Source organism: Bacillus haynesii (assembly GCF_014042035.1).
Lineage (GTDB): Bacteria > Bacillota > Bacilli > Bacillales > Bacillaceae > Bacillus > Bacillus haynesii.
This window is the reverse complement of record NZ_CP059494.1, coordinates 3022386-3040475: the sequence shown is the minus strand read 5'-3', so window position 1 is coordinate 3040475 and position 18090 is coordinate 3022386. Positions and strand designations below refer to the sequence as shown.

General features: G+C 46.7%; 10 protein-coding genes, 2 tRNA genes and 3 rRNA genes. 14 read left to right on the top strand and 1 reads right to left on the bottom strand.

Annotated features, from left to right (window positions below; translation table 11 throughout):
* The first annotated feature begins 135 nt into the window (after positions 1–135).
* From dnaN to rrf, 11 genes are all read left to right on the top strand, one after another.
* Entirely contained in the window at positions 136–1272 is a 1137-nt protein-coding gene (dnaN, locus tag H2R00_RS15080; protein WP_026580417.1) for a DNA polymerase III subunit beta, read from the top strand.
* A 167-nt stretch (positions 1273–1439) separates the two neighbouring features.
* A complete protein-coding gene (gene yaaA / locus H2R00_RS15075) occupies positions 1440–1655 on the top strand; it encodes a ribosome maturation protein RlbA (RefSeq protein ID WP_003178084.1) in 216 nt (71 codons plus the stop codon).
* A gap of 16 nt (positions 1656–1671) precedes the next feature.
* The gene (recF, locus tag H2R00_RS15070; protein ID WP_154996117.1) at positions 1672–2784 is read left to right on the top strand and encodes a DNA replication/repair protein RecF; all 1113 of its coding nucleotides are present in this window, start codon (positions 1672–1674) and stop codon (positions 2782–2784) included.
* A gap of 17 nt (positions 2785–2801) precedes the next feature.
* On the top strand, positions 2802–3044 hold the full coding sequence (remB, locus tag H2R00_RS15065; RefSeq protein WP_154996119.1) for an extracellular matrix regulator RemB: 243 nt from the start codon (positions 2802–2804) through the stop codon (positions 3042–3044).
* 59 nt (positions 3045–3103) lie between these two features.
* Positions 3104–5017 (top strand): DNA topoisomerase (ATP-hydrolyzing) subunit B, encoded by a 1914-nt coding sequence (gene gyrB, locus H2R00_RS15060; protein ID WP_154996125.1) that lies wholly within the window; start codon positions 3104–3106, stop codon positions 5015–5017.
* 190 nt (positions 5018–5207) lie between these two features.
* Positions 5208–7682, top strand: a complete 2475-nt coding sequence (gyrA, locus tag H2R00_RS15055) for a DNA gyrase subunit A (RefSeq protein ID WP_154996121.1) — start codon at positions 5208–5210, stop codon at positions 7680–7682.
* A gap of 278 nt (positions 7683–7960) precedes the next feature.
* Positions 7961–9504: ribosomal RNA gene (locus H2R00_RS15050) — 16S ribosomal RNA — on the top strand.
* A 102-nt stretch (positions 9505–9606) separates the two neighbouring features.
* Positions 9607–9683, top strand: a tRNA-Ile gene (locus tag H2R00_RS15045).
* A gap of 11 nt (positions 9684–9694) precedes the next feature.
* Positions 9695–9770: transfer RNA gene (locus H2R00_RS15040), tRNA-Ala, on the top strand.
* Between the two features lie 84 nt (positions 9771–9854).
* Positions 9855–12776 (top strand): 23S ribosomal RNA (locus H2R00_RS15035).
* Positions 12777–12832: 56 nt separating this feature from the next.
* Positions 12833–12948, top strand: a 5S ribosomal RNA gene (gene rrf, locus H2R00_RS15030).
* Together the 16S, 23S and 5S rRNA genes with 2 tRNA genes alongside form the textbook arrangement of a ribosomal RNA operon.
* 16 nt (positions 12949–12964) lie before the next feature.
* Here the strand turns inward: rrf and H2R00_RS15025 are convergent.
* Positions 12965–13942: a YaaC family protein gene (locus H2R00_RS15025; protein WP_182069615.1), complete on the bottom strand. Its 978-nt coding sequence runs from the start codon at positions 13940–13942 to the stop codon at positions 12965–12967.
* 122 nt (positions 13943–14064) lie between these two features.
* On the opposite strand from H2R00_RS15025, the gene guaB reads away from it, so the two are divergent.
* The 3 genes from guaB (at position 14065) to pdxS (ending at position 18082) form a co-directional block, all read left to right on the top strand.
* On the top strand, positions 14065–15531 hold the full coding sequence (gene guaB / locus H2R00_RS15020) for an IMP dehydrogenase (protein WP_020449769.1): 1467 nt from the start codon (positions 14065–14067) through the stop codon (positions 15529–15531).
* Between the two features lie 184 nt (positions 15532–15715).
* Positions 15716–17011, top strand: a complete 1296-nt coding sequence (locus H2R00_RS15015; RefSeq protein ID WP_412055941.1) for a D-alanyl-D-alanine carboxypeptidase family protein — start codon at positions 15716–15718, stop codon at positions 17009–17011.
* A 186-nt stretch (positions 17012–17197) separates the two neighbouring features.
* Positions 17198–18082: a pyridoxal 5'-phosphate synthase lyase subunit PdxS gene (gene pdxS, locus H2R00_RS15010; RefSeq protein ID WP_154997950.1), complete on the top strand. Its 885-nt coding sequence runs from the start codon at positions 17198–17200 to the stop codon at positions 18080–18082.
* The last annotated feature ends 8 nt before the right edge of the window (positions 18083–18090 follow it).

Below are 18090 nucleotides of genomic sequence, written 5' to 3'. Positions count from 1 at the left end.
ACAGTCTGTCCACATGTGGATAGGCTGTGTTTCCGTTCGTTTTTGACACTTATCCACAAATCCACAGCCCCTACTAGTACTTCTGCTATTTTTATAAAACATAATAATTAATAGATTCCCGCAAGGAGGATGATTATGAAGTTTACAATTCAAAAAGACCGCCTAGTCGAAGGTGTCCAAGATGTGTTAAAAGCCGTTTCTTCAAGAACGACGATTCCGATCTTAACCGGTATTAAAATTGTGGCCTCTGATGAAGGTGTCTCTCTGACAGGCAGCGATTCCGATATTTCAATTGAATCGTTTATCCCGAAAGAAGACGGCGATTTAGAGATCGTGACAATTGAACAGCCCGGCAGCATTGTGCTTCAAGCCCGTTTTTTCAGTGAAATTGTCAAAAAGCTCCCGATGTCAACGGTGGAAATCGAGGTTCAAAATCAATACTTAACGATCATCCGCTCCGGCAAAGCAGAGTTTAACTTAAACGGTTTAGATGCAAGCGAATATCCGCTTTTGCCGCAAATTGAAGAGCATCACGCTTTTCAAATTCCGACCGATCTGCTGAAAAACCTGATTCGCCAAACCGTTTTTGCAGTGTCCACCTCAGAAACACGCCCAATCTTGACAGGTGTAAACTGGAATGTCGCGGGCGGTGAATTAATATGCACTGCGACGGATAGTCACCGTCTGGCACTAAGAAAAGCTAAGCTCGACATTAACGAAGACAGTTCATACAATGTCGTCATCCCAGGAAAAAGCTTAACCGAGCTGAGCAAGATCCTTGATGACCACCAGGAGCTTGTCGATATTGTAATTACCGAAACACAAGTGCTGTTTAAAACAAAAAACGTGCTGTTTTTCTCCAGGCTGCTTGACGGAAACTATCCGGATACAAACCGCCTGATTCCTCAGGAAAGCAAAACGAACCTGATCGTCAATACTAAGGAATTTCTTCAGGCGATCGACAGGGCTTCGCTCTTGGCGAGAGAAGGACGAAACAACGTGGTGAAACTTTCCGCAGCCGCCAATGAGTCGATCGAAATTTCTTCAAACTCTCCGGAAATCGGAAAGGTTGTCGAAACGGTGAATGCCGAGCAGATTGAAGGGGAAGACTTAAAGATATCCTTTAGTCCGAAATATATGCTGGATGCCCTTAAAGTTCTTGAAGGAGAGGACATTCATGTGAGCTTCACGGGCGCTATGAGGCCTTTTCTGATCCGTACGCCGAATGACGATTCGATCGTCCAATTAATTCTTCCTGTCCGGACGTATTAATTTGTTGGAATAGAAAGTTGCCGGCTGGTCCGGCAGCTTCTCTTATTTTTTCGGGAGAAAAGCGCTCTCGTCCTGCCTTGGTTGTTCATACCGCAAGTTTCCCCTTTCCTTCTTTCCCTGTTTTTTAGTACAATTAGATATTAGTGATATTGAAAGAGGTCGATATAATGACAAAGACGGTGGCTATTGATACAGAGATGATTACCCTCGGCCAGTTTTTGAAATTGGCGGATGTCATTCAGTCCGGAGGAATGGCAAAATGGTTTTTATCGGAATATGAAGTACTCGTCAATGACGAGCCGGATAACCGCCGCGGACGAAAACTGTATGTCGGAGATGTGGTGACGATTGAAGGATTCGGTTCTTTTCAAGTCGTCGGCTAAAAGCAGGTGGTATTGATTGTATATCCAAAATCTTACATTATCATCTTACCGTAATTATGAGCGCCTTGACCTTCAATTTGAGAACAAAGTGAACGTGATTATCGGAGAGAATGCTCAAGGAAAAACGAATTTGATGGAAGCGATCTATGTGCTTGCGATGGCGAAATCCCATCGGACGTCAAATGATAAAGAACTCATACGATGGGATGAAGACTATGCTAAAATAGAAGGCAGGGTCATTAAAAAAAACGGTTCCGTTCCCATCCAGCTTGTTATTTCCAAAAAAGGAAAAAAAGGTAAAGTTAATCATATTGAACAGCAGAAGCTGAGCCAGTATGTCGGGGCTGTCAACACGATTATGTTCGCGCCGGAGGATTTAAATCTTGTAAAAGGAAGTCCTCAGGTCAGAAGAAGGTTTCTCGATATGGAAATCGGCCAAGTATCACCTGTTTATCTTCATGACCTTTCTCTTTACCAAAAAATCCTTTCACAACGGAATCATTTCTTGAAGCAGCTTCAAACGAGAAAGCAGACCGATCAAACGATGCTTGACGTGCTGACGGAACAGCTTACGGAATTCGCGGCAAAGGTTGTGATGAAACGGCTTCAGTTTGTCGAACAGCTTGAAAAATGGGCTCAGCCCATTCATTCCGGAATTTCAAGAGGTCTGGAAGAGCTGACGTTAAAGTATCATACGTCTCTTCACGTATCAGATTCGCCCGATTTGTCGAAAATGATCAATAGTTATCAAGAAACGTTTTCTAAATTAAGAGATAAAGAAATAGAACGGGGAGTATCTCTTTCAGGTCCCCATAGGGATGATGTTCTTTTCTACGTCAATGGCCGTGATGTACAGACTTACGGATCGCAGGGCCAGCAGCGTACGACTGCATTGTCGCTTAAATTGGCTGAAATCGATTTGATTCAGGAAGAGATAGGAGAATACCCGATTCTGCTTTTGGATGATGTTTTATCAGAGCTGGACGACTATCGGCAGTCTCACTTGCTCCACACCATTCAAGGCCGTGTTCAAACATTCGTAACAACGACAAGCGTTGATGGAATTGATCATAAAACCTTAAACGAAGCGGAAATCTTTCGTGTTGAAAATGGCACACTATCGGACTGAAAAAATGGGGTGAGGGATTGTATATCCACTTAGGTGACGATTTTGTCGTCTCAACGCGTGAAATTGTGGCTATTTTTGATTACAAGGCAAAGACATCGCCGATTGTTGAAGAGTTTTTAAACAAGCAAAGACAGCAAATCGTCTCTTCTAACAGCACGCCGAAGTCAATTGTTGTCACATTACAATCAATTTATTTTTCTCCTTTAGCCTCAGGCACGTTGAAAAAACGGGCGCAATCCAAGCCGGAAATCGATTCATAAAGAATCTTAACTATAAATTTATTATGTTTGAAGAAAAGTGTAGGTGAATGTGCGTGGCAATGGAACAGCAAAATAATTACGATGAAAATCAGATACAGGTTCTAGAGGGATTGGAAGCCGTGCGGAAAAGACCCGGAATGTACATCGGGTCGACAAGCGGCAAAGGTCTGCACCATTTAGTATGGGAAATTGTCGATAACAGCATCGATGAAGCATTAGCCGGTTACTGCACTGAAATCAATGTCGAAATTGAAAAAGACAACAGCATCACTGTAAAAGACAACGGACGGGGAATTCCGGTCGGTATTCATGAAAAGATGGGCCGTCCCGCTGTGGAAGTCATCATGACTGTCCTGCACGCTGGAGGAAAGTTTGACGGAAGCGGATATAAAGTTTCAGGCGGTTTGCACGGCGTCGGTGCTTCTGTTGTTAACGCCCTTTCAACCGAGCTCGATGTAACGGTTTACAGAGATGGAAAAGTCCATTATCAGGAATTTGAACGGGGCGTTCCGAAAGCTGATTTGAAAGTCATCGGAGATACGGAAGTGACGGGAACGACAACTCACTTCAAGCCTGATCCGGAAATATTCACGGAAACGACTGAATACGACTATGATACGCTTGCGACTCGTGTCCGAGAGCTCGCTTTCTTGACAAAAGGCGTCAAAATTACGATCGAAGACAAACGAGATGGAAAAGAACGCAAGAATGAATACTGCTATGAAGGCGGTATTAAAAGCTATGTTGAACACTTGAACCGTTCGCGGGAAGTTGTTCATGAAGAGCCGGTCTACATTGAAGGATCCAAAGACGGCATTACGGTCGAGGTGGCGCTCCAATATAATGACAGCTATACCAGCAACATTTATTCATTTGCCAACAACATTCATACGTATGAAGGCGGAACGCATGAAGCCGGCTTTAAGACCGGTTTGACGCGGGTTATCAATGATTACGCGAGAAGGAACGGCGTCTTCAAAGAAAGCGATCCGAACTTAAGCGGGGAAGACGTCCGGGAAGGTTTGACAGCGATCATTTCAATCAAGCACCCGGATCCTCAATTTGAAGGACAGACGAAAACAAAGCTTGGCAACTCAGAAGCGCGTACGATAACAGATGCACTGTTTTCAGAAGCGCTCGAAAAGTTTCTGCTTGAAAACCCGGATTCAGCGAAAAAAATTGTTGAAAAAGGGGTTATGGCCGCCAGAGCACGGATGGCCGCAAAGAAAGCCCGCGAATTGACGCGCAGAAAAAGCGCCCTTGAAGTGTCAAATTTGCCGGGGAAACTGGCTGACTGTTCTTCTAAAGATCCGACGATTTCCGAGCTTTACATCGTTGAGGGTGACTCTGCGGGCGGATCGGCAAAACAGGGCCGTGACCGTCATTTCCAAGCTATTTTGCCTTTAAGAGGGAAAATTTTGAACGTCGAAAAAGCCCGCCTGGACAAAATTTTGTCCAACAATGAGGTTCGTTCTATGATCACCGCGCTTGGCACCGGAATCGGGGAAGATTTCAACCTTGAAAAAGCCCGCTACCACAAAGTCGTGATTATGACGGATGCCGACGTCGACGGTGCACACATCAGAACATTGCTGCTGACCTTTTTCTACCGCTACATGAGGCAGATCATCGAACAAGGATATGTCTACATCGCTCAGCCGCCTCTTTACAAAATACAGCAGGGGAAACGCGTTGAGTATGCGTACAATGACCAGCAGCTCGAAGAAATTTTAAAAGAGCTTCCGCAAAATCCTAAGCCAGGCCTGCAGCGCTATAAAGGTTTGGGTGAGATGAATGCGACACAGCTTTGGGAAACGACGATGGATCCTGAAACTCGGACATTGCTTCAAGTAACGCTCAAAGATGCGATCGATGCGGATGAAACCTTTGAAATGCTGATGGGCGACAAGGTTGAGCCGCGCCGCAACTTTATCGAAGAGAATGCCCGATATGTAAAGAATTTAGATATTTAATGATTGTAAGACCTTATTTTCGCTTAATTGAAATAAGGTCTTTTCTAGAATGAGCCTTTTGCGCTCTAGTCATTTGATGTGTATAAAATCAAGATTATTGATATAATGGAGAATAGCCTAATTCGTTGAAGAGTATAAATACAAATCTACTCCCACACAACTCATGTAGATTCTCCAGGGAGGTTTTTTAATGAGTGAACAACATAAGCCCCAAGTTCAGGAAGTCAATATCAGTCAGGAAATGCGCACATCTTTTTTAGATTACGCAATGAGTGTTATTGTTTCCCGCGCTCTTCCGGACGTTAGAGACGGTCTGAAGCCGGTGCACAGAAGAATATTGTATGCAATGAACGACCTTGGGATGACAAGTGATAAGCCGTATAAGAAATCCGCGCGTATTGTCGGCGAAGTTATCGGTAAGTACCACCCGCATGGTGATTCTGCTGTTTACGAAGCGATGGTCAGAATGGCGCAGGATTTTAACTATCGGTACATGCTCGTTCAAGGCCACGGAAACTTCGGTTCTGTCGACGGTGACTCGGCTGCGGCCATGCGTTACACAGAAGCGAGAATGTCTAAAATATCAATGGAAATTCTGCGCGACATCAATAAAGACACAATCGATTACCAGGACAACTATGACGGATCGGAAAAAGAGCCGGTTGTCATGCCCGCGAGATTTCCGAACCTGCTTGTCAATGGAGCGGCCGGTATTGCTGTAGGTATGGCCACAAACATCCCGCCGCATCAGCTCGGTGAAGTCATTGACGGGGTATTGGCGGTCAGCAAGAACCCTGATATCACGCTTCCGGAATTGATGGAAATCATTCCTGGACCTGACTTCCCTACTGCAGGGCTGATCTTGGGGAGAAGTGGTATCCGCAAAGCCTATGAAACAGGCCGGGGTTCCATTACGCTTCGAGCCAAAGCTCAAATTGAAGAAACATCTTCCGGCAAACCGGTAATCATTGTTACGGAAATACCGTACCAGGTGAATAAAGCAAGGCTGATCGAAAAGATCGCCGATCTGGTGCGCGATAAGAAAATCGACGGCATTACGGATCTCCGCGATGAATCAGACCGAAACGGTATGCGCATCGTCATTGAACTGAGAAGGGACGCAAATGCTAATGTACTGTTAAATAACTTGTACAAGCAGACCGCTCTTCAAACATCATTCGGCATTAATCTTTTGGCGCTTGTTGACGGACAGCCGAAAGTATTGAGCTTGAAGCAGTGTCTGGAGCATTATCTTGACCATCAAAAAGTCGTGATCAGAAGACGTACGGCATTCGAGCTTCGCAAAGCGGAAGCGCGGGCCCATATTCTTGAGGGCTTGAGAGTGGCGCTTGATCACCTTGATGAAGTTATTTCCCTAATTAGAAATTCACAAACGGCTGAAATCGCAAAAAACGGATTGATTGAGAAGTTTTCTTTGACTGAAAAACAAGCCCAGGCGATTTTGGACATGCGTCTTCAGCGTTTAACAGGGCTGGAACGCGAAAAAATCGAAGAGGAATATCAAAGCCTTGTTGAGCTGATTGCAGAGCTAAAAGCAATCTTAGCAGACGAAGAGAAGGTTCTTGAAATCATTCGGGAAGAGCTCATAGAAGTCAAAGAGCGCTTTAATGATGAGCGCCGTACAGAAATCGTGACATCAGGCCTTGAGACGATTGAGGATGAAGATCTCATCACACGTGAGAATATCGTTGTGACTTTAACCCATAACGGATATATCAAACGTCTGCCTTCTTCCACTTACCGCAGCCAAAAACGGGGCGGAAAAGGCATTCAGGGCATGGGGACAAATGAAGACGACTTCGTTGAACACCTGATATCGACATCCACCCATGACACCATTCTCTTCTTCTCGAATAAAGGGAAGGTGTACCGTGCGAAAGGATATGAGATCCCTGAATTCGGACGGACAGCAAAGGGAATTCCGATTATTAACCTGCTTGAAGTGGAAAAAGGAGAATGGATCAACGCGATTATTCCGGTAAGCGAATTTGATGACGATTCTTATTTGTTCTTCACGACAAAACACGGAATATCAAAACGCACGCCGCTTTCCCAATTCGCGAATATCCGCAATAACGGATTGATCGCCTTAAGCCTCCGCGATGAGGATGAATTGATGGCTGTCCGCCTGACGGATGGTAATAAACAAATTATTATCGGCACGAAGAACGGTTTGCTGATCCGTTTCCCTGAAACAGATGTAAGGCAAATGGGAAGAACAGCAGCCGGCGTTAAGGGCATCACTCTGACAGATGACGATGTTGTCGTCGGCATGGAGATTTTGGAAGAGGATTCTCACGTACTAATCGTAACTGAAAAGGGCTACGGAAAACTGACGCCAGCTTCAGAATACAGGGTTCAAAGCCGTGGAGGAAAAGGGCTGAAAACCTGCAAAATTACAGAAAATAACGGATCTCTTGTTACAGTGAAAGCAACAACAGGAGAAGAAGATTTAATGATCATCACAGCAAGCGGCGTGATCATTCGGATGGATATTAAAGATATTTCTACGACCGGCCGCGTCACTCAGGGTGTGCGCCTTATCCGCTTAGGTGAACAAGAGCATGTCGCGACTGTCGCTTTAGTTGAAAAAGATGAAGAGAACGATACAGAAGAACAAGAACAGGAAGCGGACGAATCATAAAAACATGCAGCCATTTGGCTGCATGTTTTTCTATTCAATCTTTCAAATATAACCTTTTCATCAGAAGCATAATGTGCTATAATTTCTTTTGGTCGCTTATAAAAGCAACAACAAAAACTTTTTCAAAAAAAGTATTGACCGCTTGTCTCATAAATGTTATATTTAAGTGGTCGCTTTGAGAGCGGCAACGAAGTTCTTTGAAAACTAAACAAGACAAAACGTACCTGTTAATTCATTAAATAAATCGCACATGCGAATGTGCGTAGTCATTATCAAACTTCATGGAGAGTTTGATCCTGGCTCAGGACGAACGCTGGCGGCGTGCCTAATACATGCAAGTCGAGCGGACCGACGGGAGCTTGCTCCCTTAGGTCAGCGGCGGACGGGTGAGTAACACGTGGGTAACCTGCCTGTAAGACTGGGATAACTCCGGGAAACCGGGGCTAATACCGGATGCTTGATTGAACCGCATGGTTCAATTATAAAAGGTGGCTTTTAGCTACCACTTACAGATGGACCCGCGGCGCATTAGCTAGTTGGTGAGGTAACGGCTCACCAAGGCAACGATGCGTAGCCGACCTGAGAGGGTGATCGGCCACACTGGGACTGAGACACGGCCCAGACTCCTACGGAGGCAGCAGTAGGGAATCTTCCGCAATGGACGAAAGTCTGACGGAGCAACGCCGCGTGAGTGATGAAGGTTTTCGGATCGTAAAACTCTGTTGTTAGGGAAGAACAAGTATCGTTCGAATAGGGCGGTACCTTGACGGTACCTAACCAGAAAGCCACGGCTAACTACGTGCCAGCAGCCGCGGTAATACGTAGGTGGCAAGCGTTGTCCGGAATTATTGGGCGTAAAGCGCGCGCAGGCGGTTTCTTAAGTCTGATGTGAAAGCCCCCGGCTCAACCGGGGAGGGTCATTGGAAACTGGGAACTTGAGTGCAGAAGAGGAGAGTGGAATTCCACGTGTAGCGGTGAAATGCGTAGAGATGTGGAGGAACACCAGTGGCGAAGGCGACTCTCTGGTCTGTAACTGACGCTGAGGCGCGAAAGCGTGGGGAGCGAACAGGATTAGATACCCTGGTAGTCCACGCCGTAAACGATGAGTGCTAAGTGTTAGAGGGTTTCCGCCCTTTAGTGCTGCAGCAAACGCATTAAGCACTCCGCCTGGGGAGTACGGTCGCAAGACTGAAACTCAAAGGAATTGACGGGGGCCCGCACAAGCGGTGGAGCATGTGGTTTAATTCGAAGCAACGCGAAGAACCTTACCAGGTCTTGACATCCTCTGACAACCCTAGAGATAGGGCTTCTTCGGGGCAGAGTGACAGGTGGTGCATGGTTGTCGTCAGCTCGTGTCGTGAGATGTTGGGTTAAGTCCCGCAACGAGCGCAACCCTTGATCTTAGTTGCCAGCATTCAGTTGGGCACTCTAAGGTGACTGCCGGTGACAAACCGGAGGAAGGTGGGGATGACGTCAAATCATCATGCCCCTTATGACCTGGGCTACACACGTGCTACAATGGGCAGAACAAAGGGCAGCGAAGCCGCGAGGCTAAGCCAATCCCACAAATCTGTTCTCAGTTCGGATCGCAGTCTGCAACTCGACTGCGTGAAGCTGGAATCGCTAGTAATCGCGGATCAGCATGCCGCGGTGAATACGTTCCCGGGCCTTGTACACACCGCCCGTCACACCACGAGAGTTTGTAACACCCGAAGTCGGTGAGGTAACCTTTTGGAGCCAGCCGCCGAAGGTGGGACAGATGATTGGGGTGAAGTCGTAACAAGGTAGCCGTATCGGAAGGTGCGGCTGGATCACCTCCTTTCTAAGGATATTATACGGAATATAAGACCTTGCGGTCTTATAGACAGGTGCGTTTAGATCTTGTTTAGTTTTGAAGGAACTTCCTTCATATGAATCAAAAGATGGGCCTGTAGCTCAGCTGGTTAGAGCGCACGCCTGATAAGCGTGAGGTCGGTGGTTCGAGTCCACTCAGGCCCACCATCTTTATACACGGGGCCTTAGCTCAGCTGGGAGAGCGCCTGCTTTGCACGCAGGAGGTCAGCGGTTCGATCCCGCTAGGCTCCACCAACGTGTTCTTTGAAAACTAGATAACGAAAGTAGACATTCACATTCAATTGTAATGCAAGATATCACGTAGTGATTCTTTTTAACGGTTAAGTTAGAAAGGGCGCACGGTGGATGCCTTGGCACTAGGAGCCGATGAAGGACGGGACGAACACCGATATGCTTCGGGGAGCTGTAAGCAAGCTTTGATCCGGAGATTTCCGAATGGGGAAACCCACTGCTCGTAATGGAGCAGTATCCATATCTGAATTCATAGGATATGAGAAGGCAGACCCGGGGAACTGAAACATCTAAGTACCCGGAGGAAGAGAAAGCAAATGCGATTCCCTGAGTAGCGGCGAGCGAAACGGGATTAGCCCAAACCAAGAGGCTTGCCTCTTGGGGTTGTAGGACACTCTGTACGGAGTTACAAAAGAACGAGGTAGATGAAGAGGTCTGGAAAGGCCCGCCATAGGAGGTAACAGCCCTGTAGTCAAAACTTCGTTCTCTCCTGAGTGGATCCTGAGTACGGCGGAACACGTGAAATTCCGTCGGAATCCGGGAGGACCATCTCCCAAGGCTAAATACTCCCTAGTGACCGATAGTGAACCAGTACCGTGAGGGAAAGGTGAAAAGCACCCCGGAAGGGAGTGAAAGAGATCCTGAAACCGTGTGCCTACAAGTAGTCAGAGCCCGTTAACGGGTGATGGCGTGCCTTTTGTAGAATGAACCGGCGAGTTACGATCCCGTGCAAGGTTAAGTTTGAAAAGACGGAGCCGCAGCGAAAGCGAGTCTGAATAGGGCGCATGAGTACGTGGTCGTAGACCCGAAACCAGGTGATCTACCCATGTCCAGGGTGAAGTTCAGGTAACACTGAATGGAGGCCCGAACCCACGCACGTTGAAAAGTGCGGGGATGAGGTGGGTAGGGGTGAAATGCCAATCGAACCTGGAGATAGCTGGTTCTCTCCGAAATAGCTTTAGGGCTAGCCTCAAGGTAAGAGTCTTGGAGGTAGAGCACTGATTGGACTAGGGGCCCCTACCGGGTTACCGAATTCAGTCAAACTCCGAATGCCAAAGACTTATCCTTGGGAGTCAGACTGCGAGTGATAAGATCCGTAGTCGAAAGGAAACAGCCCAGACCGCCAGCTAAGGTCCCAAAGTATACGTTAAGTGGAAAAGGATGTGGAGTTGCTTAGACAACCAGGATGTTGGCTTAGAAGCAGCCACCATTTAAAGAGTGCGTAATAGCTCACTGGTCGAGTGACTCTGCGCCGAAAATGTACCGGGGCTAAACGTATCACCGAAGCTGCGGACTGTTCTTACGAACAGTGGTAGGAGAGCGTTCTAAGGGCTGTGAAGCGAGACCGGAAGGACTCGTGGAGCGCTTAGAAGTGAGAATGCCGGTATGAGTAGCGAAAGAGGGTGAGAATCCTCCACCGAATGCCTAAGGTTTCCTGAGGAAGGCTCGTCCGCTCAGGGTTAGTCGGGACCTAAGCCGAGGCCGAAAGGCGTAGGCGATGGACAACAGGTTGATATTCCTGTACCACCTCCTCACCATTTGAGCAATGGGGGGACGCAGGAGGATAGGGTAAGCGCGGTATTGGATATCCGCGTCCAAGCAGTTAGGCTGGGAAATAGGCAAATCCGTTTCCCATAAGGCTGAGCTGTGATGGCGAGCGAAATATAGTAGCGAAGTTCCTGATTCCACACTGCCAAGAAAAGCCTCTAGCGAGGTGAGAGGTGCCCGTACCGCAAACCGACACAGGTAGGCGAGGAGAGAATCCTAAGGTGATCGAGAGAACTCTCGTTAAGGAACTCGGCAAAATGACCCCGTAACTTCGGGAGAAGGGGTGCTCTGTTAGGGTGCAAGCCCGAGAGAGCCGCAGTGAATAGGCCCAGGCGACTGTTTAGCAAAAACACAGGTCTCTGCGAAGCCGTAAGGCGAAGTATAGGGGCTGACGCCTGCCCGGTGCTGGAAGGTTAAGAGGAGCGCTTAGCGTATGCGAAGGTGCGAATTGAAGCCCCAGTAAACGGCGGCCGTAACTATAACGGTCCTAAGGTAGCGAAATTCCTTGTCGGGTAAGTTCCGACCCGCACGAAAGGCGCAACGATCTGGGCACTGTCTCAACGAGAGACTCGGTGAAATTATAGTACCTGTGAAGATGCAGGTTACCCGCGACAGGACGGAAAGACCCCGTGGAGCTTTACTGCAGCCTGATATTGAATGTTGGTACAGCTTGTACAGGATAGGTAGGAGCCTTGGAAACCGGAGCGCCAGCTTCGGTGGAGGCATCGGTGGGATACTACCCTGGCTGTATTGACCTTCTAACCCGCTGCCCTTATCGGGCAGGAGACAGTGTCAGGTGGGCAGTTTGACTGGGGCGGTCGCCTCCTAAAAGGTAACGGAGGCGCCCAAAGGTTCCCTCAGAATGGTTGGAAATCATTCGCAGAGTGTAAAGGCACAAGGGAGCTTGACTGCGAGACCTACAAGTCGAGCAGGGACGAAAGTCGGGCTTAGTGATCCGGTGGTTCCGCATGGAAGGGCCATCGCTCAACGGATAAAAGCTACCCCGGGGATAACAGGCTTATCTCCCCCAAGAGTCCACATCGACGGGGAGGTTTGGCACCTCGATGTCGGCTCATCGCATCCTGGGGCTGTAGTCGGTCCCAAGGGTTGGGCTGTTCGCCCATTAAAGCGGTACGCGAGCTGGGTTCAGAACGTCGTGAGACAGTTCGGTCCCTATCCGTCGCGGGCGCAGGAAATTTGAGAGGAGCTGTCCTTAGTACGAGAGGACCGGGATGGACGCACCGCTGGTGTACCAGTTGTTCTGCCAAGGGCATCGCTGGGTAGCTATGTGCGGACGGGATAAGTGCTGAAAGCATCTAAGCATGAAGCCCCCCTCAAGATGAGATTTCCCATTCCGCAAGGAAGTAAGATCCCTGAAAGATGATCAGGTTGATAGGTCTGAGGTGGAAGTGTGGCGACACATGGAGCTGACAGATACTAATCGATCGAGGACTTAACCTAAATATTTGTGAATTGTCTGACCGTTATCTAGTTTTGAGAGAACACCTCTCAATTAGTTTGGTGGCGATAGCGAAGAGGTCACACCCGTTCCCATGCCGAACACGGAAGTTAAGCTCTTCAGCGCCGATGGTAGTTGGGGGCTTCCCCCTGTGAGAGTAGGACGCCGCCAAGCGCTTAGAAAGACCAGCTTATATCAGCTGGTCTTTTTTGTCGTTTTCCTTTTTATGAAGAAGCAATTCAGCGATATAATAAGGGAACTTTGACTCGACTATATGTAAAAACTGTTGGATGATGACATAATCATCGCTAGCACTTTGAAGCAGAAGGTCATACCACCATTCTGTTTCATACCTGGCAATCATGCTTAAATTGTAAGCAACCAAGTAATGTGCCAATATTTCCGGGAGCTTTAAAAAGCGATCCCGTTCAGCCGGAAAATAATATGAGTCATGTTCCAAATCATATAGCAAGGTGGTCGAAGTGCTGGGACGGCATTCTTTTTGAGCGGCAGAAAAAACAATCCTCTCTTTTTCCTCACGGCAGAAAGACCAGTTTAAATGGTATTCGACATGTTCGATGAAACGCTTTGATGACATATTGTAAGCATTGGGCGTCTCGCTTGGCAGCCAAATGAGCCGGTCTTCGACGGCTGCTTTTACAATTGGATTTGGTTTTCTTTGAAATGCCAGCACTTTATTGATCTCCGGAATTTTCGCCAAAAGCTGCTTCATATTGAATCGTTCATCTTCCAATCCGGATAATTGGAAAAGGGACCTGATGACGTGCATACATAGGCCGTTCCTTTGGATTTTCACTTCATCTTCATAAAAGCGGTAGTTTTGTTTTTTTCGTTTTCTTGTGGTCACGCCATGAGCGAGCACTGAAGTATGGCTTGGATAGGAAGGATCTGTCGTTAACAAGCAGGCTTTCAATAGCTGTGCCATGCCGTAAAATAATAAAATCGGTTTGATTTCCAATGTAGCGATTTTGGCTTGCTTGTAAAAAGCTTCTGCATGTTTAAGAAAAAAAATAAACCGCTCTCCGTTTTTATAAGAATTTTTTTTTGCATCTTCCATTCCTTGATTTTTATATACCATTTCAAGAAAATGCTGGGCTGTTTCGACAGAGTAAAACAGCTTTAAATCCTTCCACCCTTTATCTTGCATGTACTCCACTTCCCTTATATGTTATTTTCTAAAAATTACAACTGTTTCCCGCTTTCTTGACAGTGGGTATTCAAGTTGATAATCTACATATAATATTTTGCCGAAAAGAGGGGGATTTACTAATGTGGGAAAGCAAATTTTCAAAAGAAGGCTTAACATTTGATGATGTATTACTCGTTCCGGCTAAATCGGAAGTACTTCCGCGCGACGTGGATTTATCGGTTGAGCTTACACCGTCTCTCAAGCTGAATGTTCCAATTATTAGTGCAGGCATGGATACAGTTACAGAAGCTCAAATGGCCATCGCGATGGCAAGGCAGGGCGGACTGGGCATTATCCACAAAAACATGTCAATTGAACAGCAGGCTGAACAGGTTGACAAAGTCAAACGTTCAGAGCGCGGCGTCATTACAAATCCGTTTTTCTTAACACCAGAGCACCAAGTTTTTGATGCGGAGCATTTGATGGGCAAATACAGAATTTCCGGTGTTCCGATTGTTGACAATGAAGAGGATCAGAAGCTGGTTGGAATCATTACAAACCGTGATCTGCGATTTATTTCTGATTACTCCATGAAAATCAGCGATGTTATGACAAAAGAAGAGCTTGTTACAGCTCCTGTTGGTACAACCCTGGATGAAGCAGAAAAAATTCTTCAAAAATACAAGATCGAAAAACTCCCTCTTTTAGATGATCAAGGTGTTTTAAAAGGACTTATTACGATTAAAGACATTGAAAAAGTAATCGAATTCCCGAATTCAGCGAAAGATGTTCATGGCCGCCTATTGGTTGGAGCAGCGGTTGGTGTAACAGGCGACACAATGACACGCGTCAGAAAGCTTGTGGAAGCCAATGTCGATGTGATCGTCGTTGATACCGCGCACGGCCATTCACAAGGAGTATTGGATACCGTTAAGAAAATCCGTGACACTTATCCTGAATTAAATATCATTGCCGGCAACGTCGCAACTGCCGAAGGAACAAAAGCGCTTATCGAAGCTGGAGCAAATGTAGTTAAAGTCGGTATCGGACCTGGTTCTATTTGTACAACCCGCGTAGTAGCCGGTGTCGGTGTTCCGCAAGTGACAGCGATTTACGATTGTGCGACTGAAGCAAGAAAACACGGTGCTGCGATTATTGCAGACGGCGGCATCAAGTTTTCCGGAGATATTGTCAAAGCCTTGGCTGCCGGCGGCCATGCCGTCATGCTTGGAAGCCTTCTTGCCGGAACATCCGAAAGCCCAGGCGAGACTGAAATCTACCAAGGCAGACGCTTTAAAGTTTATCGCGGCATGGGTTCTGTGGCTGCAATGGAAAAAGGAAGCAAAGACCGCTACTTCCAAGAGGAAAACAAAAAATTCGTTCCGGAAGGCATTGAAGGACGTACGCCTTATAAAGGTCCGGTTGCTGACACCGTTTATCAGCTTGTCGGCGGTTTGAAATCCGGTATGGGCTACTGCGGAACGAAAGATTTGCACGCACTGAGGGAAGATGCGCAGTTCATCCGCATGACGGGCGCAGGCCTGCGGGAAAGCCACCCTCACGATGTACAAATTACCAAAGAATCGCCTAACTATACCATTTCCTAATCAAATATGACAAAAATTAAACCGTAGACAGAGTGATACTCTGTCTATTTTTTTTTGCTTCATTATGATAAAATTTATAATGTTGTGTTTGAAAAATGTCTTAAAAGGCTTTGATATAGATTATTAGTCTGATGAAAAGCGGAGGTATCACGATTTGAAAAGCAAGAGATTAAAGCAGCTGATCATGATGATCGTTGCTTTTGCCGTGACTGTAGGTGCATTTTCTCCTATGTCAACAGCAAAAGCCGCAAATGATCCAATTAATGTAGACGCAAAAGCAGCAATCCTGGTGGAAGCTTCATCGGGAAAAATTTTGTACAGTAAAAATCCCGATCAGCGTCTTCCTGTTGCCAGCATGGCAAAAATGATGACGGAGTATCTCCTGTTGGAAGCGATCCACGAAGGCAAAGTGAAATGGGATCAGAAGTACACGCCTGACGATTATGTATACGAAATTTCCCAAGATCGTTCATTATCGAATGTTCCTCTTCGTAAAGACGGATCATACACAGTAAAAGAACTTTATCAGGCGACTGCAATTTACTCTGCAAACGCGGCGGCTATTGCACTTTCTGAAATCGTTGCCGGTTCTGAATCAAAGTTTGTAGAGTTAATGAATAAAAAAGCTAAAGAGCTTGGAATGAAAGATTTCAAATTTGTGAATGCTACAGGTTTGGAAAACAAGGATCTTCACGGCAAACATCCGAGCGGAACAAATGCCAATGAAGAAAATGAAGTGTCTGCGAGAGACATGGCGCTCCTTGCCGATCATTTAGTGAGCGATTATCCTGAAATCCTCGATACGGCGAGCATTGCCAAAACGAAGTTCAGAAAAGGCACTGACGATGAAATGGACATGCCGAACTGGAACTTTATGCTGAAAGGCCTTGTTCAGCAATATGAAGGTGTGGACGGGCTGAAAACCGGGTCAACGGACTCTGCCGGATCATGCTTTACGGCTACTGCCGAAAGAAACGGCATGAGAGTGATTTCTGTCGTTCTGAATGCGAAAGGCGACCTTCATACGGGGCGATTTAAAGAAACGAAAAAAATGCTTGATTATGCATTTGATAACTTCACCATGAAAGAGTTTTACGCAAAAGGCGCACAAGTGAAAGGCAACGAAACGGTCACAGTCGACAAAGGGAAAGAAACCGAAGTCGGCATCGTCACGGAAAAAGCCTTTTCAATGCCTGTGAAGAACGGTGAAGAAAAGAATTACAAAGCGAAAGTGACGCTGAACAAAGACGAGCTGACCGCACCTGTTAAAAAAGGTGAGAAAGTCGGTACCTTGACGGCTTCCTATAAGGGAGAAGAAAAGGATTACGGTTTTCTCGGCAGCGATGTATCAGGTGTAAACCTGGTGACAAAAGAAGATGATGAGAAAGCAAACTGGTTTATTTTAACGATGAGAAGCATTGGCGGCTTTTTTGCCGGTATATGGAACAGCATTGTTGAAATGGTAACCGGCTGGTTTTAATAAATAAAGGGCTCTATCTGATAGGGCTCTTTATTGTCATATTCAGATAGAATTACCATTTACAATCCTAACGATTTGTTATTAAAATAGAAATAATCTTCGTGTTTTTCATATGATTTTGTGCAATTATAGGATACAATAGGATTAAATCTGACAATTCAATCTTTGATTAGGGGGATCCTTGAAATGGCTCAAACAGGTACTGATCGCGTAAAACGTGGTATGGCAGAAATGCAGAAGGGCGGCGTCATTATGGACGTTGTCAATGCCGAACAAGCAAAAATCGCAGAAGAAGCAGGAGCCGTCGCAGTCATGGCGCTGGAGCGTGTTCCGGCTGATATCCGTGCGGCAGGCGGGGTTGCCCGCATGGCAGATCCGACAATTGTCGAAGAAGTCATGAACGCTGTTTCAATCCCGGTCATGGCGAAAGCACGCATCGGGCATATCGTTGAAGCGCGTGTTCTTGAAGCGCTTGGCGTTGACTATATTGATGAAAGTGAAGTTTTGACTCCTGCGGATGAAGAATTTCATTTAAATAAAAACGAATATACCGTTCCATTTGTATGCGGATGCCGCGACCTCGGAGAAGCGACGCGCCGGATCGCTGAAGGAGCTTCAATGCTTCGTACAAAAGGCGAACCTGGTACAGGCAATATTGTGGAAGCTGTCCGCCATATGAGAAAGGTGAATGCTCAAGTGCGCAAAGTAGTCGGCATGAGTGATGATGAGCTGATGACAGAAGCGAAAAACCTCGGCGCTCCTTATGAGCTGCTGAAGGAAATTAAAGCTGAAGGACGCCTTCCGGTTGTCAACTTTGCTGCCGGCGGTGTGGCAACACCTGCTGATGCTGCTTTAATGATGCAGCTTGGCGCTGACGGCGTATTCGTAGGGTCCGGTATTTTCAAATCTGATAACCCTGCAAAATTCGCGAAAGCAATTGTTGAAGCGACGACGCATTACACGGATTACAAGCTGATTGCCGAGCTTTCAAAAGAGCTTGGAACTGCGATGAAAGGGATTGAAATCTCAAATCTGCTGCCAGAACAGCGTATGCAAGAGCGCGGCTGGTAAACACGAAG